Raw genomic sequence first — 21,146 nt, 5'->3', positions numbered from 1 at the left:
CCGATGTGGCTGCCGAGATGTGGCCGAACGACCGCTCGCTGGAGCAGTTACTGACGCGCGCTGCGTCCAACCCGGCAATGACCAGCGTTCCGGGCTGGGCCGCCGAACTGTCGCAGCGTTACGTTAGCGACGCGATCGAGGCACTGGGGCCTGCATCGTCTGCCGCGCAGATTTTGCGCAAGTGCCTGGTTCTCAATTTCGACGGCTACGGCAGCATCAGCGCACCGGGCTTCGTTGCCGAATACGGCAACGGCGGCTTTGTCGCGGAGGGCCAACCGATCCCGGTCCGTCAGTTGGCGACCACGCCAGCCGTGATGGACCCGCACAAGCTCGCGGCCATTGCCGTGCTGACGCGAGAGATGCTGGAGTCGTCCAACGCCGAGGCCCTCATCTCCGACGCGCTCGTGAAAGCAGCGGGCCGCATGATGGACGAGGTGCTGTTCGACGCCAATCCGACTGCTGCCGATCGGCCTGCCGGTTTGCGTTACGGTGTTGCCGCAATTCCAGCCAGCGGGTCAGCCGATGGCTACGAGGCCGCATTCGAGGACGTTGCAGCGCTCATCAATGCGCTGGCTCCGGTCGGCGGCAACGGACCGTACATTCTCGTCGGGGCTCCCGGCCGCGCGGTGATGCTGGGCGCGCGTTTTATTGAGCGCAGCGACGTGGACCTTTCCATTTTCGGTTCGAGCGCGGTGGTCAACGACCTGCTGGCCATTGCGCCTGCGGCGCTCGTCGCCGCGATCAGCCCAGAACCCGAGATCGAGACCGTCAACGCGGCAACGCTGGTGATGGACACCGTGCCTGGCGCGGCTGGCACGATGGGGCCCGAGCGCGGGCTGTTCCAGACCGACAGCATCGCCATCAAGGTGCGCTGGCCAGTGTCATGGGTTTTGCGCGATCCGCGCGGCTTCGCGTGGACCACGCCGACGTGGAAGTGAGCTGAGCGCGGCAGCCGACGCGCCTCCCAGGAAAAAGCAACCGAAGGGTCAACCGACATCGCTCGCGATGGCACGGAGGGATTGGTTATGCGCGTCAAGCAGGATGATGACCTCCAGCCTGATGACGGCGAGTCTTATGACGATTTCATGGACCGCTGCATGGACGAACTCGGCGACGAGGACGCCTGCCAGCTGATCTGGGACAACGATGGCGACGACGACGAAGGCCGCGCCGCGACCGGCATCAAGCACAAGACGCATGCGGGCCAGCTCACCGGCCTCGAGTTCGTGCTCTCGGACGAGACGCCGGACCGCATGGACGACGTCGTTCTCAGCGATGGCTGGGACCTGAAGAACTTCAAGCGCAACCCGATTGCGCTGTTCAATCACAAGAGCGACTTCCCGATTGGGAAGTGGAGCAACCTGCGCGTCGAGAACAAGCAGCTGCGGGGCCAGCTTGAAATGGCCCCGTTCGGCACCTCCGAGCGCATCGATGAAATCAGGAAGCTGATCGACGCAGGCATCCTGCGCGCCGTCAGCGTGGGCTTCAAGCCGCTCGAAACCAAGCAGCGCGAGGGCAGTGACTGGGGCTGCACCTTCGTTCGCAGCGAGCTGGTCGAGACTTCGCTCGTCTCAGTGCCAGCCAATCCAAACGCCTTGGCTGTCGCCAAGTCGCTGAACATCTCCCCGCAGACGATGGACCTCCTGTTCGCCAAGCACGGCAGCATGGACGCGAGGACCAGGCGTCGCGGGATCACTGGCGAGCAAGCCAAGACATCTCGTAATCGAAAGGGCAGCGCCATGTCTGGCCTGGCTCAACGTATTACCGACTTGGAGGCGCAGATCGTCGCCAAGCGGGACCTCCTCGAAACCCATCTCGGCAAGATGGACGACAGCAACGTCAGCGACGCCGATCTCGAAACCACCAGCAACCTCAATGCCGACATCGCCCAGCTCGAAAAGACGCGGGCTGCGCTGGTCGACTCCGAGAAGCTGCTGGCGAAGTCCTCGGCGGACGGCAACGGCACGAGCCGCAGCCGCGCGCTGAGCACGACCGTGATTGTCGGCGCGGACCGCGAGCGCGTCGCGGCGCCCGCGATCATCGTCAATCGCAAGAAGGACCTTGATCTGCTGGACTACGTCGTCCGCGCGGCCACGGTGACCTACATCGCCAGGGCGTCCGGCAAGTCCATCGATGAGACGCGGCAGCGGATTTACGGCGACGACGACGGCACCAAGGCGTTCTGCGAGATCGTCACGCGCGCAGCGTCGGCTCCCGCCATGACCACGGTCACCGGCTGGGCCCAGGAACTGGCACAGACGACCTATGCCGATCTGATGCCGCTCCTGATGCCGAAGGCGATCCTGACCCGGCTTGCGCCGAAAGGGCTCACGCTGAGCTTCGGCACCTCGGGGCGCATCGTCATCCCGACGCGCTCGCGCACGCCGAGCCTCGCGGGCTCGTTCGTCGGCGAAGGTATGCCCATCCCCGTTCGGCAGGGAGCGTTCACCTCGCAGACGCTCACGCCGAAGAAGATGGCGGTCATCAGCACCTGGACGCGGGAAATGGGCGACCATTCCGTCCCCGCGATCGAGGGGCTGATCCGGCAGGCCATCCAGGATGACACCAGCGTGGCCATCGACAGCGTGCTGATCGATGCCAACCCGGCGACCACGATCCGGCCTCCTGGGCTGCTCAATGGCGTTGCGGCCACCGGCGCGACCGCCGGCGGCGGCATCGCGGCGCTGGTGGGTGACATCACCGCGCTGATCAACAGCATCTCGGTGCAGACCTTCGGCAACACGCGCAACCTGGTCTGGCTTGCTAACCAGACCGACATGCTGCGTGCCTCGATGCTGACGGCGGCTAACACTGGGATCTTCCCGTTCCGCGCGGAGATCGCCAGCGGGATGCTCAACAACATCCCGATCATCGACTCCGCGACTGTTGCGCCCAAGACGCTGATCCTGGTCGACGCAGCCGACTTCGTCGTGGTCGGCGGCGAGGCTCCGCGCATGGAGATGAGCGATCAGGCCACGCTGCACATGGAGGACACTGCTCCCGCGGAGCTGGTCGATGGCGCGGGAGCAGCGGCTGCGCCGCAGCGCTCGCTGTTCCAGACCGACTCGCTCGCGTTGCGGATGATCATGCCGCTCAACTGGGTCCAGCGCCGCGCGGGCACCGTTGCCTGGACGCAGAACGTCACCTGGTGACAAGCGACCGGTGCGCTGCGGCGTGCAGCGCACCGTCATCCCCAACCGAGGAGAATATCCGATGACGACCAAACTGGCTGACGATCCGGCGACCGAGGCTGCCAAGAAGGCGGTCGCCGAGGACAAGAAGGCCGCCGAGAAGTCGCGGGCTGAGTATGCGGCGCGGACGAAGGGCAAGCCGACGCCGACGCAGGAGGAGAACGACATCGCGCTGAGCGGTGGCCATATCCTCCAGCACGAGGACGACGGCAGCGCGCCCGATCCGCACAACAAGCCGGTCGAGGACAAGGCGCTCGACGCCGAGAAGCCGCACGCCAGGCCGCAGACCTATTCGACCCGCGCGCAGCGCGCTGAATAGACGATGACAGGCCGATGGCGAGCTGGCTTACCCGTCTCAATCGGCTGATTTCGAGGTCGGCCGAAGGCGAGTACCGTCCCGGTCCGTATCATCTGCCGATCACGGGCGGCTGGCTTCCCGCTGCCGTGGGCGAATATCTGAACTGGTGGCAGAAGGGCTACGACCCTATCGGGCTGTCAGCTCAGTCGGCCATGGTGGAGGCCTGCGTCTCTGCCTATGCGCAAACCGTCGCCATGTGCCCTGGCGATCACTGGCGGCTCAACAACAAGGGCGGGCGGGACCGGGTCAAGAACTCGGCGCTCGCCCGTTTGCTGCGTCATCCGAACGACTATCAGTCGATCAGCGATTTCCTGCTGAACGCGACGCGGTCGCTGTATCTCGACGGCAATTGCTACGCGCTGGCGCTCCGGAACGACCGCTACGAGGTCGACGAGCTGCACCTGATGCGGCCCGAGCAGTCGTTTCCGCGGATCGCGGTCGGCGGCGAAATCTTCTACCAGCTGCACGGCAACGACGTGATTTCGGCGCGGCTCGGCGAGTCCACGATCCTGGTGCCGATGCGCGACGTGCTGCATATCCGACTGCACACGTTGAAGCACCGTTACCCGGTGCCGCTGATCGGCGAGAGCCCCATTGTTGCCGCCTATGGCGACATCGGCGTCGGCAACGCCATCGCGAGGCAGCAGCAATCCTTTTACATGAACGAGGCGCGGCCCTCTGCGGTGCTGTCCACCGACCTGGTGCTCGACAAAGATCAGGTGCAAGCGCTGCGCGACCGCTGGAATGACCAGGCGAAGGGTTTGCACCAGGGCGGCACGCCGATCCTGACGGCGGGACTGAAGGTGCAGCCCTGGTCGGTCGGCGGCAGGGATGCGGCGACCGCCGATATGCTCAAGCTGTCGAACGAGCACATCGCGCTCGCCTTCCGCATTCCGCTGCAAATTCTCGGCCTCGGAGGCGCGGCCTACGGCTCGACCGAGCTGCTGATGCAAAGCTGGATCGCGTCGGGCCTGGGCTTTTGCCTCAACCACATCGAGGAAGCCTTCGGCGTGCTGTTCGGGCTGAAAGGCCAGCCCGACGAATATGTCGAGTTCGATACGGCGGCATTGCTGCGGTCGGCAATGAAGGACCGCATCGAAGCGCTGGCGCGCGGCGTCCAAGGCGGCATCTTCGCGCCCAACGAGGCCCGTCAGCAAGAGGGCCTCGATGCCGTCGCGTTCGGCGACGAGCCACGCGTGCAGCAGCAAGTCGTCCCGTTGAGCGCAGCGGGCAAAATCCCGGCATCGCCTGCGCCGCCATCGGCACCACCGGCACCGCTCCCGCCCGAAAAAGGCAATCGCGATGACATTCAACGGGAAGTCAGAAACCTATTTAGACTCACCGAGCACATCGGACGGCGGCGGCTTGCTCCTTGACGCCTGGCGCGAGGCGCTCGCCCAGGTGCTGGAGACCCAGCAGCGGGAGTGGCAGCGCGAGCGCGCTTTGATCGAGGCCCAAGCCGCCGCGACAGTTTCAGAATTCAAGGCGCACGTTACCGAGCTGAAAGCCCAGCTTGCGACGCTGCGCGGCGAGTTCGCCGAGCTGATCAACGCGCGCCTGGCCGAGCTGCGGAACGGCGTGGATGGCGCACCCGGCGAGCCAGGCCCTCCTGGTCCTCCCGGCCAGCCTGGTCTTCCCGGCGAGAAAGGCGAACCAGGCGAGCGTGGTCTGCAGGGCGAGCGTGGACCGGAGGGCGGCCTCGGCCAGCGCGGCGAGAAAGGCCATCCAGGCGAGAAAGGCGATCCCGGCGAGCGCGGGCTGCAAGGCGAGCGCGGGCTCGACGGTGCGCCCGGCGAGCGCGGCGAGCCTGGCGAAACAGGGCCGCGCGGCGAGCCTGGAGAGAAAGGCGAGCGCGGCGAGCAAGGCAAAGACGGCGCGCAAGGCGAAAAAGGCGATCCCGGTGAGAAAGGCCAGCAGGGCGATGAAGGGCCGCAAGGCCAGCCCGGTCCTCGGGGCGAGCAAGGCGAGCGCGGTGAAAAGGGCGAGCCAGGGCAAGACGGTAAGGACGGCGCGCCGGGGCAGCTGAAGGCGGCCAGCGCGTTTGCCGAAGGCTCCGTCCATTATGAGGGCGATATCGTTACGCACCAGGGCTCGACCTACCAGGCCAGGTGCGACACGGCGCGCCCCCCGCCGCATCCTGATTGGTCCTGCATCGCGGCTGCTGGAAGAAATGCCAGCATGCCGATGATCTGCGGCACTTATCGCGACGGCGAGACTTACAAGTTCCTGAACATCGTGGCGCTCAACGGCTCCGCGTTCGTCGCGCGCTGCGATGATCCAGGGCCGTGCCCAGGCGACGGCTGGCAGCTGATCGCGTCGGCGGGGCGCGCGGGCAAGCCGGGGCCGAAGGGCGAGCGCGGCGAGCCTGGGCCGCGCGGACTGCCCGGAGCGAACGCTGCGGCCATCGTCCGGTGGGAAGTCAACCGCGCGGCCTACACCATCACGCCGATCATGTCGGATGGCAGCCAGGCCGCGCCGATCAACGTCCGGGCGCTGTTCGAGCAGTATCACGAGGAAAGCGATGGCTGACATCAGCATCAAGGTGCTCGTGCCAGCCGACAGTTACGACCTGGCGTCGCTCGACGAGGTCAAGGCGCTGATGGGCATCTCATCGACCGACACCAGCGAAGACGAGCTGTTGCAGATGTGGATCACGACCTATTCCGACATCATCGCAACGACCTGCCGCCGCGTCTTCGCCAAGGAAACCGTCGAGGAAACCTGGCGCGGCGACACCAAGCCGTTCGATACCGACAACGGGCGCGTGTTTCTCACGCACTATCCGGTTGCCGACGCCGATATCGAGTCCGTCACCGGGCCCGATGGCTCGGACCTTAGCGGCACCTACGAATTGGAGAACGCCAGCGGCAAGCTGCAGTTTTTCAACACGTCCTGGAGCGAGCCGATCCGCATCACGTACACGGGCGGCTACGAATTGCCCGACGAAGCCCCGCCAGCCCTCAAGCAGGCACTGGCATTGCTGGTTCAGAGCGCGCGGGTGTGGCAATCGCGCTCGATGACGGCGGGCGTGCGCTCGATCTCGCATCGCGAGTCCCGCGTGCAGTTCTTCGACGTGAACCAGGCGCTGTCCAAGATAGGCGGCCCTGGGCCGCTCGGCATGGCTGCCGGAATGGTTGAACCGCTGCTCTCGGCGTACATGCGCTACTATGTTTGAGATCAAGGTCGAAGGCGCGAGCGAACTCCTGAAGAAGTTCGACGCCTTCGGCAGGCAGCTCGACGATCTGCACAAGCAGATGCCCGAGGAACTGGTCGAGTGGCAGCGCACCGACATGCGCCGCAGATATCCCAACATCGATGTAAGCGGCGGCCAGGACGAGACGACGGTCGAAACCGACATCTGGCCGCGCTCGCGCAACGAGCAGCCCGGAAGCGGTTTCGCAAGGACGAAGCGGCCCGCGCTCGCTGCGCCGAAGCGATTTCGTCTGCGCGGTGCGGGTCGGCCGCCACGATCGACGCGACCGATCCTGCGCACCGAGCTGTTCACCAAGCTGGTTGACCGGATGACCAAGCTTCTCGCCGAGGCGATGAAATGGCCATAAACCTGGACGTGCTGCTGCAATCGCCGATCTTCGATTTCTGGGCGGTTGATTGCACGTTCGTGCCGCTGAAGTCGCAGCCCTCCGCAGGCAGCTATCCGGGGCGCGGCATCCTCAACACCTATTCGACCGATGTGACCGCGCTCGACGGTTCGCTCTATTCCGACCAGCGCACCATCCTCGACATTCGCGAGAGCGAGTTCGCGGTTCTGCCGATGCAGAACGATCACGTCATCATCCCGGTCGACTGCAACAACGTGCCGAAGGGCGAGTACCAGATCGTCGATGCGGTCAGCGATGGCGGCGGGCAAACCATGCTGACCATCCGCAAGTACGAAACGGTCATGTGATGGGCGTTACCGACACGCAGAGCTATTCGCACGTCATCCGGAACGTGTTCTTCGATGCAGTGTCGGCCGATCCCTTCTTTGCGGGCTACACTTGCCGCAAGAACAGGATGCTGGTCGCTCGGCCAGAGTATCTGCCTTATCTGGGCGTCTACGTCATCGACGAGACGATGCTGCCCGACGGCGACGGCAATGCGGGCGAGGTGCGCTTCATTCACGCGCTGCGCATCGGCTTCTCGGTCCTGGCAGCGAACAACGACCAGGATGCGCTTGAGGCGCAACTCGACGCTGCTTACTGGCGGATCATGAACCGGCTGTGGCCGGACGAGTACATCATGAACCTGCTGGACACGTCCGACCCCAGCACCGGCACGCAGAACCCCGACAACACCAGGATTGAAAGCATCGAGCGCGGCGTGCGCCGCTACGTCTGGGGCAACGCAGCGTTCAACAACGAAACGCCGGTCGGCGAGGTGCAATACGACGTCACCTGCCGTCACCGCACTTATTGGTCGCCGGTCATTCCCGACGACCTGCTCACCATCGATCTCAAGACCGGCATCAAACCTGGCGACACGCAGGACGAGATGGACCAGCGCCAGCAGTTGCACGCCACCTATCAGTTCGACCCGTCGAGCTTTGCGGCGAAGCGGGACTTCAAGCAAAGGAGCAAGGGCAATGGCCGTTAGCAAGGCATCGCTGCGCGGGCTGCGCATGAACCAGCGGATGGAAAAGATGCGGGAGGCCAACAGGGCGGCGCAGAAAACCGTCCGCGTCGCACCCGCGAACGACACCATGCGAAGGCTGCTGAAGCATCCGCACGCTGGCGGCTTCCCGGCAAGCGGCAGCGCCGAATGGCCGGATGATCGGTTCACGAAGCGTCGGATCGCGGATGGCGACATCACGCGAGAGGACGAAGGACACCGGGACAAAGCTCGATCCCATCGCAAGCACGAAGACAGCAGCGCCGCCTAACCAGGGCGGCGCTTTCATTTTGAGGAGAGCCAGTCATGCCGATCAGCTTTGCCAACATTCCTGCCAACATCAAAGTGCCGCTCTACTGGGTCGAGGTCGATCCCAGCATGGCAGGGCTGCCGACCATCAATCTGCGCGCTCTGCTGGCCGGGGTCGCTGTTGGCGGCACCGCCGAGACCGACATCGCAGTCCCCATCGGCAGCCAGGCGCAAGCCGACGCGCAGTTTGGCGAAGGCAGCGAGCTGGCGCGGATGTTCAAGGCCTTCTTCGCGAACAACTTCGCCAACGAGGTCTGGGGCCTGCCGCTGGCTGAGCCGACCGGCGCATCGGCAGCGACGGGCGATATCGTCATCGACACCCCGCCGACCGCAGCAGGCACGATCCATCTCTACGTCGCGGGCGATTATGTCCCGGTCAACGTGCTGACCACCGACACGCCGACGACGATCGCCCAAGCGATTGCGGACGCGGTCAACGCGGACACGGCGCTGCCGGTCACAGCGACCGCGGCAACTGGCACGGTGACGCTGACCTCGACCTTCAAGAGCGTCAACGCCAACGAGATCAACGTGTCGCTGAACTATTACGGCAGCACGGGTGGCCAGCAGACGCCGGTCGGCCTCGGCATCACCTTGCCCGCGACCGGCTTCCTGACCGGTGGCAGCGGCACGCCGGTTTTCACCGCCGCGATCACCAACCTGGGCGACGAGCCCTTCGAATATGTCGCGATGCCCTACACCGACAGCAATTCGCTGTTCGAGTGGGACCAGGAATACGGCTTCACCGACCAGGGCCGCTGGGGTTGGCAGCGCGAGCTGTTCGGTCATGTCATCTCGGCCAAGCGTGGCACCTATAGCGGGCTGCTCACCTTTGGCGACACGATGAACAGCGGCGTCGAGTCCATCATGGGCTTCGAGGTCGCATCGCCGTCGCCGTCCTTCGAATGGGCGGCGGCCTATACGGCCAAGACGCAGCGCGCCTTCATCAACGACCCGGCGCGACCGCTCCAGGCGCTGTCGCTGAACCAGATCAAGGCGGCCCCGATCCACCAGCGCTTCGACTTCATCGAGTTGAACTCGCTGGCCTCGAACGGCATCGCCATCCAGAAGATCGGTTCGGATGGGCAGCCGATGATCGCCCGCGAGCAGACGACCTACCAGCTCAACCTCTACGGCCAGCCCGACGATGCCTATGAGCTGATGACCACGCTGGCGACGCTGGCGAAGCTGCTCCGCAACCAGAAGCAGGCGATCACCTCGAAATTCCCGAGGCACAAGCTCGCCAACGATGGCACCAAATTCGGCCCCGGCCAGGCCATCGTCACCCCCGGCATCATCAAGGCCGAGCTGATCAACCAGTACCAGCAGGATATGTACGACGGTTTGGTCGAGGACCTGGTCAACTTCAAGCGCAACCTTCAAGTCGAGCGCGACCCGAACGACCCGAACCGGGTCAACGTGCTGTACCCGCCCGATCTGATCAACCAGCTGCGCATCTTCGCCGTGCTCGCGCAGTTCCGGCTGCAATACGACCGGGGCATCGACACGCAGATCATCGGCCAGCCGCAGCCGCCGTTCAACGCGGCGTCGGGCGCTTCCTAACCCACCCTCACATCACCGGCCTGCACAACCGCGCCAATCGGCGCGGCAGTCGGTGCTGGCAGACCCAAAGGAGACTGAGCAATGGCACAGAGGATTGCAGGCATTGCGTTCCTCACTGTCGATGGGACGCAATTGGCGCTGCGCGGCAACTTCACCGTCAGCCCATCGCCGGTCGAGCGGACGATGATCGCTGGCCAGGACGGTGTGCACGGCTATCAGGAGCTGCCGCGCGTGCCCTACATCGAGGGCGATCTCTCGACGCTGCCAGGCTTCTATCTGGAAGACCTGCTTCAGGAGACGGACGTGACCGTCGTCGCCCAGCTCGCCAACAACATGCAGTACATCCTCACGGGCGGCACCTGCAAAGGCGGCTTCGAGAACAACACGCGCGACGGCCAGGTGCGTGTGCGCTGGGAGGGCGTGACCTGCCAGGAGGTTAGCCTCGCATGAACGTTCAGCCGAAACGAGAAGGCTTCATCGACGAGAAGCCCGCGCCGAAGATCATCGACGCCGAGCCGCTGCCCCAGGCGGAAGCCAAGTCGCGCTCGATGCCGCCGCCCGAGGTCGAGCCGTCGCCTGCCGAGCTGCCGCCGATGTGGCAGGACGAGTGGCCGCTCACGGTTAAGCTGCTGAACAAGCCGATCCGCAACAACGCCGGTCAGCTGGTCCACGAGCTGAAGCTGCGCGAGCCTCGCGCGGGCGACATCAACCGCTACGGCAATCCGGTCCGCATCAACCAGGACGGCGATGTGGTCTGGGACGAGCGCAAGATGACTTACATGATCGCCGCGCTGTCCGACATCCTCGCGCCGTTCATTGAGGAAATGCATCCTCGCGACTGGAACACGGTTGCGATGAAGCTCCGAAATTTTTTTCTGCCCGATCCACGGGCCTGGTAGGCGACGAGGACGAGATCATCCTCGACTGCTACCGCCTGGCTCGCTGGTACCACGTCAGCCCAGACACGTTCTTGTCGATGCCGTTCAGCGAGGTGCGCGTTCACCTTGAGCGTACCGCGACGCTGGACCGCAGGCAGCAGCCCCCGAAAGACGACGACTGATGGCCACCGAGCAGGAGGAGCTGAAGCTTATCGTCTCGCTGGTCGACAACGCGTCGGCTGGCCTCGACAAGATCGTCGAAAAGACGAAGGAGATGGGCGGGCCGCAGGTCAAGGAAGCCCACGAGAAGATGCGGCGTGGGACCGAGGAGCTGAACAAGGCCTTCAAGGAAATGTCTGGCGGGTTCGGGGACGCCTTCAAGGCGCTGGGCTCGTTCCGGGGCGGCTTGGTTGCTGGCGTCGGCGGCCTGGCGCTGTTCGGCGTCGAGATGACCAAGCAGATCGGCGAGCTGAAGAAGTGGGCCGAAGAGCTGCGTGGCATCAGCCAGGCAGCTAAGGCCATCGGTGTCGATCCAGCGTCGATGAAAAACATCATCAGCCAGTTCGAGGCTGTCGGTGTCAGCGCGGAGCAGACCAAAGCCAACCTGGGCACGATGGCCGAGGCTGTTGCGAACCTCAACCGCCAGGGCAGCGCGCTGCGTCGCGAGATGCTGCATTTCGCGGGACCTTCGGCGCAGGCGCAGGCGAGCATGCGCGAATTCCTCGACAAGGTGGTTCGTGCGAGGACCGAGGAGGAGCGATACAACGCGGTCGCGGAGGCGCGCAACAACGTGCTGAAGAACGCGCTGGCCAACGGCTACACGCTGCAGGAAGCGACTAATCGCGCGAACGAATTCGCCTCGCACTTTTGGGACAAGACGATTGCCGCCAAGGATCGCCTCAACAACCTGTCGGCGGAAGAGCGCCGCCTCCAGGACGAGCGCATCGCCAAGGCGCGCGAGTTCGCCAACCTAACCGGCGATATCACATCGGAATGGTCCGACATCATTGAGGACCTGAAGGCTCCGCTGTTTGACCCCGCGATCAAGGGCGCGCGGGTGCTGTTGGAGGTCAGCAAGGAAATCCACGAGTGGCTGCGGAAGAACTACGACCTGGTGAAGCCTGACGAAGCCAAAAAGTCGATCCAGGACACGTTCGGCAAATTCCGGGGGCCGCTCCAGCTCGGCACGCCGCAGGCCGAGGAGCAGAAGAAGACCACCGAGGAAAACACCGAGGCGCAGAAGAAGCTGAAGGAGTCGAACGATCAGCTGATCGACGCCCTCAAGAGCGGCTATCAATATTCGCCGATGAGCTACACGGGCGGCGGCGTCGGGCGCAGTCCGCTGCTGCAGAACGCAAACTTCACCACGGGCGGCTCTCAAGGTTTCAGCTACGGCGGCAGCGGCGGCGGCGGCGGTTACGGACCGTTCGGCGGCGGTCGCGGCTTCGGCGGCGGTGGCGCTGTTCCTTATGGCTCAAGCGTCGGCCCCGGCACGGGTGCAGGCGCTGGCTCAACGCCGGCAGGTCCGCCTCCCGCTGGCGTGAGCGCTGGCGGCTCGGCGGGCATCACCGTACCCGCAGGCACGCCGATCCAGCACGGTGGCATGGAAACCATCACCACCCAGAGCGGGCGGCATTTCCAGGTCGATCGCCGCTATGCGGAAAACTTCAAGGGCTTCATCAAGGACTATGAAGCAGCCGGTGGCGTGATCGGTCCGGAGAGCGGGACGCTGGGGGTTCGCCCGCACAATCGCAGCGGCCATCCGATCGGGGCGGCAATCGACATCAATCAGATCGGCTACGGCGTGCGCGGGCGCGGCGGCAAAACATTGCCGGTCGAGACCGAGAATGCGCTCGCCGCCAAATGGGGGCTGGTGTCGGGCGCGCAATGGCGGCATCCCGACACGGGCCACTTCGGTATCCGCAGTCCGGAGGCAGCGCGCGAGGCATTGGCGCGCAACGGCATCGCGCTGCCGCCGAATGGCCAGACCGCAGGGCCGGGCTCGGGTGCGGGCGCGGGCGAAACGCCAGCACAGGCTGACCAGCGCGCAGCAATGATGGGAGAGGTCAACAAGGACCCCGCCACGAAGCAGCTGCTGTATCGGATGATGCGCTCGGAGGGCGGCGGCGCTCCAACGGTCGAGGCGCTGTTCAATCGCACGCAGATGATCCGGCAGAAGGTGCCGGGCTACAAGATCGGCGATGAGTTGAGGAGCGGCTTTTACGGCCCGATCAATCGGGGCCAGACCGGTGGCCCTCTCAGCGAGAACGAGCGCGCGAAATACGACAAGACGCTGACCGAGGTCGTCGGCGGCAGCGACTACATTCAAGGCCGCACCAATCAGGGCATGGCGTCCGATCCCGGCGCGAGGCTGCCTGGGCGCGTGCCGATCCCCGGCTCGCACGAAGTTTACAATTACTGGGAAGGCCGCCGCAAAGGCGTCGACTTCTCGGTCGCCGACAGCGCGCGGTTTGCGCGCGAGCAGCTCGACAGGCGGATGGCCGCCGCCAACAAGGTCGAAGGCTCAGGCAAGATCAGCGTCGATGTGAACGCGCCGAAGGGCACCAAGGTCGATGCGCAGGGCGGCGGCATCTTCAAGGACGTCGAGATCAATCGGCAAACCCAGATGGAGCCCGCACGTAAGGGCCCGGAGACGCTGTCGATATGAGCACGCTCTTCGACGTTGCCAAAGGCACCGGCACCATCTTCGATGCCGGGAAAGGACCGGGCCGCAATCAGCCGAGCTGGCGCGACGATCTTCAACCTGCATCATTCAACGGCGCTTATTTCCATTGCGAAGCGAACACCCGCGAAAGCGGGCGGCGCATCGTCGAGCATCAATTTCCGAAGAAGGAATATCCCTACGCCGAGGACATGGGCCGCCAGGCGCGCGAGTTCAGCGTCCGTGCGTATTGCATCGGCTATCCAAAACAGCGGGATGATCTGCTGTTCACCCGCGACTATCGCGAGGTGCGCGACCGGTTGATGAATGCCCTCGAAACTGAGGGTCCCGGTCTGCTGCAGTTGCCCACGCAACCGCCGCAAACCGTGGTGGTGACGAAATATCGGATGAGCGAGGAAGAGCGCCTCGGCGGCTTCTGCACCTTCGACATCACCTTCGTCGAGTACGGCATCGACCCGTTGTTCGATCCCGGACAAGAGGACACCCAGGCGACGCTCGCGAACGCCTCGCAGGCCGTGCGCGACCAGGTGCTGCGGACGCTTGCACCGCCGTCCCCGTCCAACGGAACAGGACCGATTGAAGCATGAAGCGCGCTGATGCGAACGAAGCGGCTCCGCTCGTTGACCGGATGCTGGCGCTCTTGCTGTCGTTCGTCCCGGCCAAGGGCCGCGCGGGCCTCAACGCGCGCACGGCGATCGGCGACACGCGGGCGAATGCGTACAAGCTACTGATCGAGGACGCGATGGGCCCGCCGCTCGACGACTGCTTCGACCAGGCGCGCCAGGCGGGCATCACCTGGCAGCAGCTCGAAACGGTCCGCACCCAGGTCGAACAGGAGAGCCCGGTTTCGCTCGGTGCGGTGCTGATCCAGAACGCTGGCATCCGGCTTTGCCTGGCGACCGAGGCCTACATCCTCGCGGGCATGACGTTCATCAGCCGCCAGCAGGTCGACGCGATCAAGGCGGCGCTGTTCCAGCCGTTCCAGGATGCCGAGGAGATCGCCGCCGACGACATGGATCAGATGACGTTCCAGGCGCTGATAACGCTGCACGGGGCGATCACCAATCACCTGGTGCAGACCGCGCTGCCGCTGCCGCGCATGCTGAACTATCAGTTCTTCAAGCCGCTGCCGAGCCTGGTGATGGCATACAAGCTTTACAGCGACGCCTCGCGGGCCGACGAGCTGCGCGCCGAGAACAAGATCGTGCATCCCGCCTTCTGCCCGATGCTCGGCGAAGCATTGTCGGCGTGATCGATGCCCAAGCCGCAAGAAGTCGCGGTCCTCGTCGTCAACGGCCGGAAGTTCGAGGATTGGGACTCGGTCATGGTCCGGCGCAACTGGGGCGACTCTTACGCCTATTTCCAGTTCAGCGCCGCCGAGCGCGACCCGATCTTCAAGCAGGGCGGCCCGTTTCCGGATTGGCAAAAGCTGCAGTTCAAGCCTGGCGATCTCTGCAGCGTCTATCTCGCGGGCTTTCTCGCCATCACCGGCTTTATCGAAATCCGCCAGGTTGCCTATGACGCCTTCAGCCACGGCGTGATGCTCATCGGCAAGAGCTACACGGCGCTGGGGGCCAAATCGAGCGTCGATACATCGACCGGCAGCTTCGACAACAAGAACATCGTTCAGATCGCGCAAGAGGTGTGGGCACCATACGGCGCGGGGGTCAAAGTCGTCGGCCAGGTCGATATGACCCCGTTCGACAAGCTGCAGAACAACATGGGCGAGCCGGTGTGGGATTTCTGCGAGCGCATCGCGCGGGACCGCTGCGCGCGGCTGGCATGCGATGCTTACGGCAATTTCCTGCTGATCGGCGAGCACACAGGCAACATCGTCGCCGGATTGGTCGAGGGAAAGAACATCCTGTCCTGCCAGTGCATCATCGACTCGACGATGGTGTTCGAGACATATGACGTTCGCGGCAGCTCCCAGGCCAGCGACGATCACAACATGACGGACGCCAGCGAACAGCAGGCGATCCAGAACACGAACCTCCAGAACGTCCTGTACAGCAAGCTGATCACGCCGATTGAGGAGTCGGTTAAGTCGCAGGGCGAAATGAAACTGCGCGCCGATTTCGAGCAGCGCATCCACGACGGCCAGCAAATCCAGGCGACCATCACCGTGCAGGGCTGGCTTCGGGAGGGCATCGCGCTCTGGCAGGAGGGCGATCACGTCCACGTCTATTCGCCGATGGCGATGCTCAACGAGGAGCTGGCCATCCAGCAGGTGATTTTCACGCAGGACGACAAGCGGGGCAGCATCACCGTGCTGACGTGCGTCAATCCTGAATACCTGAACGCGCACCCGACCTACAACGTGGGGAATTGAGAATGCACCGCGCCACACCGCTCAACAGCTCGCTGCGCAGCTATTCCGCTGGCGGCGCACGCGGCGTCGTCGATCAGGTCGATGACAGCAAGTTTCTACAAGAGATGGCCGGAAACTTCATGCACAACGAGTCGCGCAAGGGCTGCGAGGCTCCGCAGAACTATGGCTTCACGTCCGTGGTGTTCGACGCCGAAAAGGACGCGATGGGCAAGATCAAGTCGGCCGCCGAGCACTTCACCAGCTTCATGGGCGGCAGCCGCTCGTTTCCCGTCGCGATCATGGACGATCGCCGCCACCGGCTGTTCAAGCTGGAGAAAGGCGATGCCGCGATGTTTCGCGGGCGCGGCGACAAGCAGCAATTCCACCTGACCCAGGATGGCGGCTTCTGGACCGCGCCGCAGGACAAGACGGTGCGGATGCACCTGGTCCAGCAGGACAGCGAGAGCAACTCGACGATGGACCAGGGCAGCCAAGGCGGCGGCTCCGCTAGCAGCCCGGCAGGCGCTTCGGTGCGCGATGCGTCGGGCGGCAACGGCTCGTCGAGCGGCGGCCAGCAGCAACAGCAGAAGCGCGGTCAGCAGGCGCTCTACAAGGATGGCCAGAAATCGCCGCTGTTCGTCGAGGTCACCAAGGACAAGACCCGGATGGGCGGCAACCAGTGCCACCTGGCGCTCGCTGATGGCAACACGTACCTGCATTGCCACACGGACAAGCAGGTTTATGTCGGTGCGGAAGCTGGCAAGGCGTCGTTCGATTATCTGGTGACGCTGTCGGGCCCGTGCGTCAACTCGCTCGGCAAGATCGGGTGACCGATGCCAGCGGGATATAACGTCCCCGACATTCGGCTGGTCCAGAACAACGTCTTTCCGCAGTATTCCGTCACGGTCGATTGGTCGTTGCTGCCCGATGGCACGCTCGACGACACCCAGGCGCTCGCCACCGCGATCATCGTCGCGCTCGGCACCAACGCGCTCGCCGGCCCGAACGACATCATGCCCGATCCCGACTCCAATGATCGCATGGGCTGGTGGGGCGACATGGACGCCCAGGCGATCTGGGGCGGCTGGGACATCGGCTCCAAGCTGTGGCTGCTGCGCCGCTCCAAGATCACACCTGCCGTTGCGCGGCAGGGTTCGACAATGGTGATGGTCGAAAACTACATCGCCGCCGCGATCCAGCCGTTCGTCGATCGAAAGATTTGCTCGGGCTTCGACGTGTGGGTCTCGCGCGTCGATACCCAGCGGATCGACGCCTTGCTGCGCATCTATCGCGGGCCTCTCCCGGAAATCGAGCTTCGTTACGCCGTCCTCTGGGACGCAATGCAAAGCTCCTAACAGCGAAACAGCGACATGCCATGGTCAACGCCGACATTGCGCGCGGTGCGCGAACTCGTGCGCGATGCGGTCAACGCTTCTCTGCCTGGCGCGGATGCCAATGTCCCGAACAGCGTGCTGCGAGTCCTCTCGGATAACCAGGGCGCGCTCTGTCACCTGACGCTGCAATATGTCGACTGGCTGTCGCTGCAGCTCTTGCCCGACACCGCCGAGACGGAATGGCTGGACCGGCACGGGCAAATCTGGCTGGTCAACGCGGACGGCTCGACCGGCCGCAAGATGGCTACTCTCTCGACCGGCACAGCGCAATTCCAGGGTCTGGTCGATGGCACCGTGATCCCGATGGGGACGCAGCTGCAGAGCGCGGTCGGCCTGCCGGTCAACTTCGTCTCGCCGAACACGGTGGTGACGTTCGAGACGCTGGAGGACATCACCACGTCGGCGACCGCGCCAGTGACCGGCAACATTCGCGCGGTCGATGCCGGTTCGTTTGGCAATCTGCCGGACGGCTCGGCGCTCTCGCTCACGCCATCCATTCCGGGCGTCGTCAGCACGGCCTTCGCCTACAATTTGACGGGCGGCACCGACACCGAGACCGACGACGAGCTGCGCGCTCGCATCCTGCAGCGCATCCGCAATCCGCCGATGGGCGGCGCGCAAGCCGACTACGTCTCCTGGGCGCTCGCCGTTCCTGGCGTTACGCGGGCCTGGGCCAATGTCGAGCAAGGCATCGGCACGATGACCGTCCGCTTCATGATGGACGATCTGCGCGCCGACAATGACGGCTTCCCGCTGCCGCAGGACGTTGCAGCAGTCGGGGCCTATATCGACAAGATGCGGCCCGTCACCGTGAAAGACTGCTTCGTCGCCGCGCCGATCAAGTATTTCCTCGACATCACCATCGCCGATCTCAATCCCAACACCGACGAGTGCAAGGCCGAGATCGAGGCGCAGCTCAAGGGCATGCTGTTCCGGATGGCCGCGCCTGGCCAGACGATCTTCTCGGCATGGATCAGCGCTGCGATCATGCAGGCCCCGAGCGTGATCTCGTTCGATCTCGTCACCAACGACGACTTCGTCATGCCCGATATCGGCAGCATGGCGGTGCTCGGGACCATCCTTTATGAGTGACCGGCACATCCGCAGGGCGGGCGGCGACTATCGGGACGCCTTCCTCGAATTGCTGCCGCAGGGCCAGGCCTGGCCGAAGCATTCGATCGACAGCGTGCTGTGGCAGGCCTGCGATGGGCTGAACAACTATTGGGGCTACGTCGACGGTCGCGCTGCAGATCTCTTGGAGATCGAGAGCGACCCGCGCACGACCGTGGAGCTGCTGCCGGACTGGGAGCGCAACTGGGGTCTGCCCGATCCCTGCTACACCGCGCCGCAGACCATAGCCGAACGGCAGAAGGCGCTCGTCGCCCGCATGACGCTGTACGGCTCGCAATCGCGCGAGTTCTACATCAGCTTCGCCGCCTTCCTCGGCTACACGATCACCATCACCGAGTATCGGCCGTTCATGGTCGGCATCGACTGCTGCGGCGATGGTCGCGTCTACGGCGACGGCACCTTCATGCAAGATCAGTGGGGCCGCCCGATCCTCAATCCGGACGGCACGCCTGTCCAGAATGGCGAGCTAAGCGAGTGGCCGAACTACGGCCTCGGCCCGCCCGAGAACCGCTACTATTGGACCGTCCACGTCCACCAGGCCGACCTGCATTGGTTCAGGTGCGCCAGCGGGCAGTGCGGCGTCGATCCGCACCTGCGCATCGGTCGCGCGCAAGACCTTGAATGCATCCTTGCGCGCTGGAAGCCAGCGCACACCGAGATCGTCTACGACTACACCAACCTGAACCCTGGCGATCCGATGGAAGGGACGCCGTAGCAATCCCGACAACTTCGACCTGAGACCCGGAGTCCTGCCGCAGCGGGACGCCGCGAGAGGACGCGCGCATGCAGTACAATCAGCCTTATGGGATGGCTCCGGAGAACACGTGGGGCGACACGCCTTACATCAACGGCAATCCTGCGACCGGCACGCAAGGCTCGATCCCCCCAGCCGCCTCGATCGAGTATCCGCAGCGCGAGATCGTCAACCTGATCCGCGACGTCAACATCGCGGCAGCTTCCAACTCCGATCTTCAACAGCTCGCCAAGGCGATCCAGTCGTCTCGCCTCAACTACTCGACCGATTTCGGCACCGCGAATGCCTACGTTGCGCAACTCGCGCCAGCGCCGGACGCCTATTTCGCTGGCATGGTGGTCCGCCTCAAGATCGCCCACACCAACGCGGGCGACTCGACGCTGGCCTGCAATACGCTTGCGCCAGCGCACGTCGTGCGCCCGGATGGCACGAATCTTCAGCAGTACGACGTCATCGCGGGGCAGATCGCGACGTTCGTGTTCGACGGCACGAATTGGGTGCTGACGGGTATTTCGGCTGGCGCTTCAGGTGGCCCGATCTATCTGGCCGCGCCGGTCGATTACTATGTCGACGGCAACATCGGCAACGACACTTTTGACGGCTCGCAGCCTACCGTCGGCACCGCACCCAAAGGACCGTTCAAGACGCTGCAGCGCGCGTCGAACGCGATCGCGAAGTTCAACCTGAACGGCTACACCGTCACGGTTCATGTCGCGGACGCCAGTAACTATTCGCAATGCGTGCTGCCCGCCGCTGCGGGACAGGGCACCATCCTGTGGCAGGGCAACAAGGCCAACCCGCAGAACTGCCTCGTCTCTTGCGGCAGTAACGCCGTGGCCCAGGCTTGCTTCATCGCGCAGGGACAAAACAACAATCTCAGCGGCTTCCGCTGCGTCGGCAATCTCGGCACCTATGGCGGCGGCATCGCCGTGCCAGCTTCCACTCAGTTGGTCATGGACAACATCGACTGGGGGCCGACCAATGGCACGCACCTGACGGTTTACAATGGCGGCATTTGTCGCCTGAACGGCGTGGCATCCGACGTCTTCAAGATCAGCGGGCCGCCGCTTGGCAACACCTACGCGCCCGCGTGCTGGTTGAGCATCTTCGGCGCCGGACGGCTGGACATCGTGAATATCTCCACCCCGCCGCAGTTCGTGCTCACCAATACGCCGATGAACTTCGCGGCCGAGTTTCTACAGGCCTCCGACGTCGGCGTCGCAGCGTTGGCGTTCACGGGCGGCTTCGCCAACGGCTCAGTCTGCACCGGCAAGAAGTACGACGTCCGGACCAACGGCGTCATCAACACGGGGGGCGCGGGCGCGAACTATCTCCCCGGCAACGTCGCGGGCACTCAGTCATCGGGAGGCCAATACATATGATCTACGACCCCCATGATTGGTACTGGCTCGCTGACGACGGGAGGGTGTTCGCGAGCGCGCGGCAGCAGATCGTCCCCGCCGACGATCCCGACTACACCGCATTCAAGCAGCAACAGCTTCCGACGCCATGGCCGCGCGATAGCGCTGGCGCGCAGACGGACGCCGAGTTGCAGGCGGTGCTCGATCCTTACGAAACCATCTTCGTCAATGACGAATACTATGCCGCATATCGGCGCTGGGCCGCCGAGACCGGTGGCGTTACGTCAACCGCGGGTACCCCGCTGAAGACCGACGACCGGGGCAAGACGATGATCATCGGCGCTGGCCTGGCGGCCAGCTCCGACAACAGTTTCACGACCACATGGGTCGGAGCGGACGGCAACTTCTATCCGCTCACCAACAACCAGCTCGTCGAGCAAGTCGGCGACCTGCAGCGCCACATCGACGCGTGCTTCTCGGCCTATGTCGACGTGATCGGGCGGCTCAAGAGCGGCAAGAACGTCTCTCGCAGTCAGATCGACGATGCGTTCCCGAAGCCGTTTGCGGCAGCACCGAAGAAGAAGCCGCCACCGAAGAAGTGAGAT

General features: G+C 64.4%; 24 protein-coding genes. 23 read left to right on the top strand and 1 reads right to left on the bottom strand.

Annotated elements, in window-relative coordinates:
- The first annotated feature begins 5 nt into the window (after positions 1-5).
- The 4 genes from ACV1FX_RS18520 to ACV1FX_RS18505 all read left to right on the top strand — a co-directional run bounded on the left by ACV1FX_RS18520 (position 6) and on the right by ACV1FX_RS18505 (position 4,925).
- Complete coding sequence (locus ACV1FX_RS18520) at positions 6-938, top strand: phage major capsid protein (RefSeq protein ID WP_473118980.1); 933 nt, start codon at positions 6-8, stop codon at positions 936-938.
- An 87-nt stretch (positions 939-1,025) separates the two neighbouring features.
- On the top strand, positions 1,026-3,152 hold the full coding sequence (locus ACV1FX_RS18515; protein WP_473118979.1) for a phage major capsid protein: 2,127 nt from the start codon (positions 1,026-1,028) through the stop codon (positions 3,150-3,152).
- 61 nt (positions 3,153-3,213) lie between these two features.
- Positions 3,214-3,510 (top strand): hypothetical protein, encoded by a 297-nt coding sequence (locus ACV1FX_RS18510; RefSeq protein ID WP_473118978.1) that lies wholly within the window; start codon positions 3,214-3,216, stop codon positions 3,508-3,510.
- A gap of 14 nt (positions 3,511-3,524) precedes the next feature.
- Positions 3,525-4,925: a phage portal protein gene (locus tag ACV1FX_RS18505; protein WP_473118977.1), complete on the top strand. Its 1,401-nt coding sequence runs from the start codon at positions 3,525-3,527 to the stop codon at positions 4,923-4,925.
- A 97-nt stretch (positions 4,926-5,022) separates the two neighbouring features.
- Here ACV1FX_RS18505 and ACV1FX_RS18500 read toward each other — a convergent pair whose 3' ends face one another.
- Positions 5,023-5,634, bottom strand: a complete 612-nt coding sequence (locus tag ACV1FX_RS18500; protein WP_473118976.1) for a hypothetical protein — start codon at positions 5,632-5,634, stop codon at positions 5,023-5,025.
- A 93-nt stretch (positions 5,635-5,727) separates the two neighbouring features.
- Here ACV1FX_RS18500 and ACV1FX_RS18495 point away from each other — a divergent pair, with 93 nt between their 5' ends.
- The 19 genes from ACV1FX_RS18495 to ACV1FX_RS18405 all read left to right on the top strand — a co-directional run bounded on the left by ACV1FX_RS18495 (position 5,728) and on the right by ACV1FX_RS18405 (position 21,143).
- The gene (locus ACV1FX_RS18495; protein ID WP_473118975.1) at positions 5,728-6,078 is read left to right on the top strand and encodes a hypothetical protein; all 351 of its coding nucleotides are present in this window, start codon (positions 5,728-5,730) and stop codon (positions 6,076-6,078) included.
- Entirely contained in the window at positions 6,071-6,724 is a 654-nt protein-coding gene (locus ACV1FX_RS18490; protein WP_473118974.1) for a head-tail connector protein, read from the top strand. Before ACV1FX_RS18495 ends, ACV1FX_RS18490 begins: the two co-directional genes overlap by 8 nt.
- Entirely contained in the window at positions 6,717-7,109 is a 393-nt protein-coding gene (locus tag ACV1FX_RS18485) for a hypothetical protein (protein WP_473118973.1), read from the top strand. Before ACV1FX_RS18490 ends, ACV1FX_RS18485 begins: the two co-directional genes overlap by 8 nt.
- Positions 7,100-7,456: a head-tail joining protein gene (locus tag ACV1FX_RS18480; RefSeq protein WP_473118972.1), complete on the top strand. Its 357-nt coding sequence runs from the start codon at positions 7,100-7,102 to the stop codon at positions 7,454-7,456. The genes ACV1FX_RS18485 and ACV1FX_RS18480 overlap by 10 nt, the downstream gene beginning before the upstream one ends.
- Entirely contained in the window at positions 7,456-8,142 is a 687-nt protein-coding gene (locus ACV1FX_RS18475) for a hypothetical protein (RefSeq protein ID WP_473118971.1), read from the top strand. Before ACV1FX_RS18480 ends, ACV1FX_RS18475 begins: the two co-directional genes overlap by 1 nt.
- 25 nt (positions 8,143-8,167) lie before the next feature.
- Positions 8,168-8,428: a hypothetical protein gene (locus ACV1FX_RS18470; RefSeq protein ID WP_473118970.1), complete on the top strand. Its 261-nt coding sequence runs from the start codon at positions 8,168-8,170 to the stop codon at positions 8,426-8,428.
- Positions 8,429-8,463: 35 nt separating this feature from the next.
- Positions 8,464-10,029, top strand: coding sequence for a phage tail sheath C-terminal domain-containing protein (locus tag ACV1FX_RS18465; RefSeq protein ID WP_473118969.1), 1,566 nt, complete (start codon positions 8,464-8,466; stop codon positions 10,027-10,029).
- Between the two features lie 81 nt (positions 10,030-10,110).
- Positions 10,111-10,479 (top strand): phage tail tube protein, encoded by a 369-nt coding sequence (locus ACV1FX_RS18460; protein WP_473118968.1) that lies wholly within the window; start codon positions 10,111-10,113, stop codon positions 10,477-10,479.
- Complete coding sequence (locus ACV1FX_RS18455) at positions 10,476-10,928, top strand: phage tail assembly protein (RefSeq protein ID WP_473118967.1); 453 nt, start codon at positions 10,476-10,478, stop codon at positions 10,926-10,928. The genes ACV1FX_RS18460 and ACV1FX_RS18455 overlap by 4 nt, the downstream gene beginning before the upstream one ends.
- Before the next feature lie 160 nt (positions 10,929-11,088).
- On the top strand, positions 11,089-13,575 hold the full coding sequence (locus ACV1FX_RS18450; RefSeq protein WP_473118966.1) for a hypothetical protein: 2,487 nt from the start codon (positions 11,089-11,091) through the stop codon (positions 13,573-13,575).
- On the top strand, positions 13,572-14,177 hold the full coding sequence (locus ACV1FX_RS18445) for a DNA circularization N-terminal domain-containing protein (RefSeq protein ID WP_473118965.1): 606 nt from the start codon (positions 13,572-13,574) through the stop codon (positions 14,175-14,177). The genes ACV1FX_RS18450 and ACV1FX_RS18445 overlap by 4 nt, the downstream gene beginning before the upstream one ends.
- On the top strand, positions 14,174-14,842 hold the full coding sequence (locus ACV1FX_RS18440) for a hypothetical protein (RefSeq protein WP_473118964.1): 669 nt from the start codon (positions 14,174-14,176) through the stop codon (positions 14,840-14,842). The genes ACV1FX_RS18445 and ACV1FX_RS18440 overlap by 4 nt, the downstream gene beginning before the upstream one ends.
- 3 nt (positions 14,843-14,845) lie before the next feature.
- The gene (locus ACV1FX_RS18435) at positions 14,846-15,922 is read left to right on the top strand and encodes a phage baseplate assembly protein (RefSeq protein ID WP_473118963.1); all 1,077 of its coding nucleotides are present in this window, start codon (positions 14,846-14,848) and stop codon (positions 15,920-15,922) included.
- Positions 15,923-15,924: 2 nt separating this feature from the next.
- On the top strand, positions 15,925-16,731 hold the full coding sequence (locus tag ACV1FX_RS18430) for a phage baseplate assembly protein domain-containing protein (RefSeq protein WP_473118962.1): 807 nt from the start codon (positions 15,925-15,927) through the stop codon (positions 16,729-16,731).
- Between the two features lie 3 nt (positions 16,732-16,734).
- Complete coding sequence (locus ACV1FX_RS18425) at positions 16,735-17,256, top strand: phage GP46 family protein (RefSeq protein WP_473118961.1); 522 nt, start codon at positions 16,735-16,737, stop codon at positions 17,254-17,256.
- A gap of 15 nt (positions 17,257-17,271) precedes the next feature.
- Positions 17,272-18,387 (top strand): baseplate J/gp47 family protein, encoded by a 1,116-nt coding sequence (locus tag ACV1FX_RS18420; protein WP_473118960.1) that lies wholly within the window; start codon positions 17,272-17,274, stop codon positions 18,385-18,387.
- A complete protein-coding gene (locus ACV1FX_RS18415) occupies positions 18,380-19,141 on the top strand; it encodes a YmfQ family protein (protein ID WP_473118959.1) in 762 nt (253 codons plus the stop codon). The genes ACV1FX_RS18420 and ACV1FX_RS18415 overlap by 8 nt, the downstream gene beginning before the upstream one ends.
- A gap of 68 nt (positions 19,142-19,209) precedes the next feature.
- On the top strand, positions 19,210-20,562 hold the full coding sequence (locus ACV1FX_RS18410) for a hypothetical protein (RefSeq protein WP_473118958.1): 1,353 nt from the start codon (positions 19,210-19,212) through the stop codon (positions 20,560-20,562).
- Positions 20,559-21,143: a DUF4376 domain-containing protein gene (locus tag ACV1FX_RS18405; RefSeq protein WP_473118957.1), complete on the top strand. Its 585-nt coding sequence runs from the start codon at positions 20,559-20,561 to the stop codon at positions 21,141-21,143. The genes ACV1FX_RS18410 and ACV1FX_RS18405 overlap by 4 nt, the downstream gene beginning before the upstream one ends.
- The last annotated feature ends 3 nt before the right edge of the window (positions 21,144-21,146 follow it).

Source organism: Bradyrhizobium ingae (assembly GCF_055791185.1).
This window is presented reverse-complemented; position numbering and strand designations above follow the sequence as displayed.

Bases quoted from the DNA above. Each gene is read 5' to 3' on its own strand.
- ACV1FX_RS18515 (WP_473118979.1), top strand. From the start codon at position 1,026: ATGCGCGTCAAGCAGGATGATGACCTCCAGCCTGATGACGGCGAGTCT.
- ACV1FX_RS18510 (WP_473118978.1), top strand. From the start codon at position 3,214: ATGACGACCAAACTGGCTGACGATCCGGCGACCGAGGCTGCCAAGAAG.
- ACV1FX_RS18505 (WP_473118977.1), top strand. From the start codon at position 3,525: ATGGCGAGCTGGCTTACCCGTCTCAATCGGCTGATTTCGAGGTCGGCC.
- ACV1FX_RS18495 (WP_473118975.1), top strand. From the start codon at position 5,728: ATGCCGATGATCTGCGGCACTTATCGCGACGGCGAGACTTACAAGTTC.
- ACV1FX_RS18490 (WP_473118974.1), top strand. From the start codon at position 6,071: ATGGCTGACATCAGCATCAAGGTGCTCGTGCCAGCCGACAGTTACGAC.
- ACV1FX_RS18485 (WP_473118973.1), top strand. From the start codon at position 6,717: ATGTTTGAGATCAAGGTCGAAGGCGCGAGCGAACTCCTGAAGAAGTTC.
- ACV1FX_RS18480 (WP_473118972.1), top strand. From the start codon at position 7,100: ATGGCCATAAACCTGGACGTGCTGCTGCAATCGCCGATCTTCGATTTC.
- ACV1FX_RS18475 (WP_473118971.1), top strand. From the start codon at position 7,456: ATGGGCGTTACCGACACGCAGAGCTATTCGCACGTCATCCGGAACGTG.
- ACV1FX_RS18470 (WP_473118970.1), top strand. From the start codon at position 8,168: ATGAACCAGCGGATGGAAAAGATGCGGGAGGCCAACAGGGCGGCGCAG.
- ACV1FX_RS18465 (WP_473118969.1), top strand. From the start codon at position 8,464: ATGCCGATCAGCTTTGCCAACATTCCTGCCAACATCAAAGTGCCGCTC.
- ACV1FX_RS18460 (WP_473118968.1), top strand. From the start codon at position 10,111: ATGGCACAGAGGATTGCAGGCATTGCGTTCCTCACTGTCGATGGGACG.
- ACV1FX_RS18455 (WP_473118967.1), top strand. From the start codon at position 10,476: ATGAACGTTCAGCCGAAACGAGAAGGCTTCATCGACGAGAAGCCCGCG.
- ACV1FX_RS18450 (WP_473118966.1), top strand. From the start codon at position 11,089: ATGGCCACCGAGCAGGAGGAGCTGAAGCTTATCGTCTCGCTGGTCGAC.
- ACV1FX_RS18445 (WP_473118965.1), top strand. From the start codon at position 13,572: ATGAGCACGCTCTTCGACGTTGCCAAAGGCACCGGCACCATCTTCGAT.
- ACV1FX_RS18440 (WP_473118964.1), top strand. From the start codon at position 14,174: ATGAAGCGCGCTGATGCGAACGAAGCGGCTCCGCTCGTTGACCGGATG.
- ACV1FX_RS18435 (WP_473118963.1), top strand. From the start codon at position 14,846: ATGCCCAAGCCGCAAGAAGTCGCGGTCCTCGTCGTCAACGGCCGGAAG.
- ACV1FX_RS18430 (WP_473118962.1), top strand. From the start codon at position 15,925: ATGCACCGCGCCACACCGCTCAACAGCTCGCTGCGCAGCTATTCCGCT.
- ACV1FX_RS18425 (WP_473118961.1), top strand. From the start codon at position 16,735: ATGCCAGCGGGATATAACGTCCCCGACATTCGGCTGGTCCAGAACAAC.
- ACV1FX_RS18420 (WP_473118960.1), top strand. From the start codon at position 17,272: ATGCCATGGTCAACGCCGACATTGCGCGCGGTGCGCGAACTCGTGCGC.
- ACV1FX_RS18415 (WP_473118959.1), top strand. From the start codon at position 18,380: ATGAGTGACCGGCACATCCGCAGGGCGGGCGGCGACTATCGGGACGCC.
- ACV1FX_RS18410 (WP_473118958.1), top strand. From the start codon at position 19,210: ATGCAGTACAATCAGCCTTATGGGATGGCTCCGGAGAACACGTGGGGC.
- ACV1FX_RS18405 (WP_473118957.1), top strand. From the start codon at position 20,559: ATGATCTACGACCCCCATGATTGGTACTGGCTCGCTGACGACGGGAGG.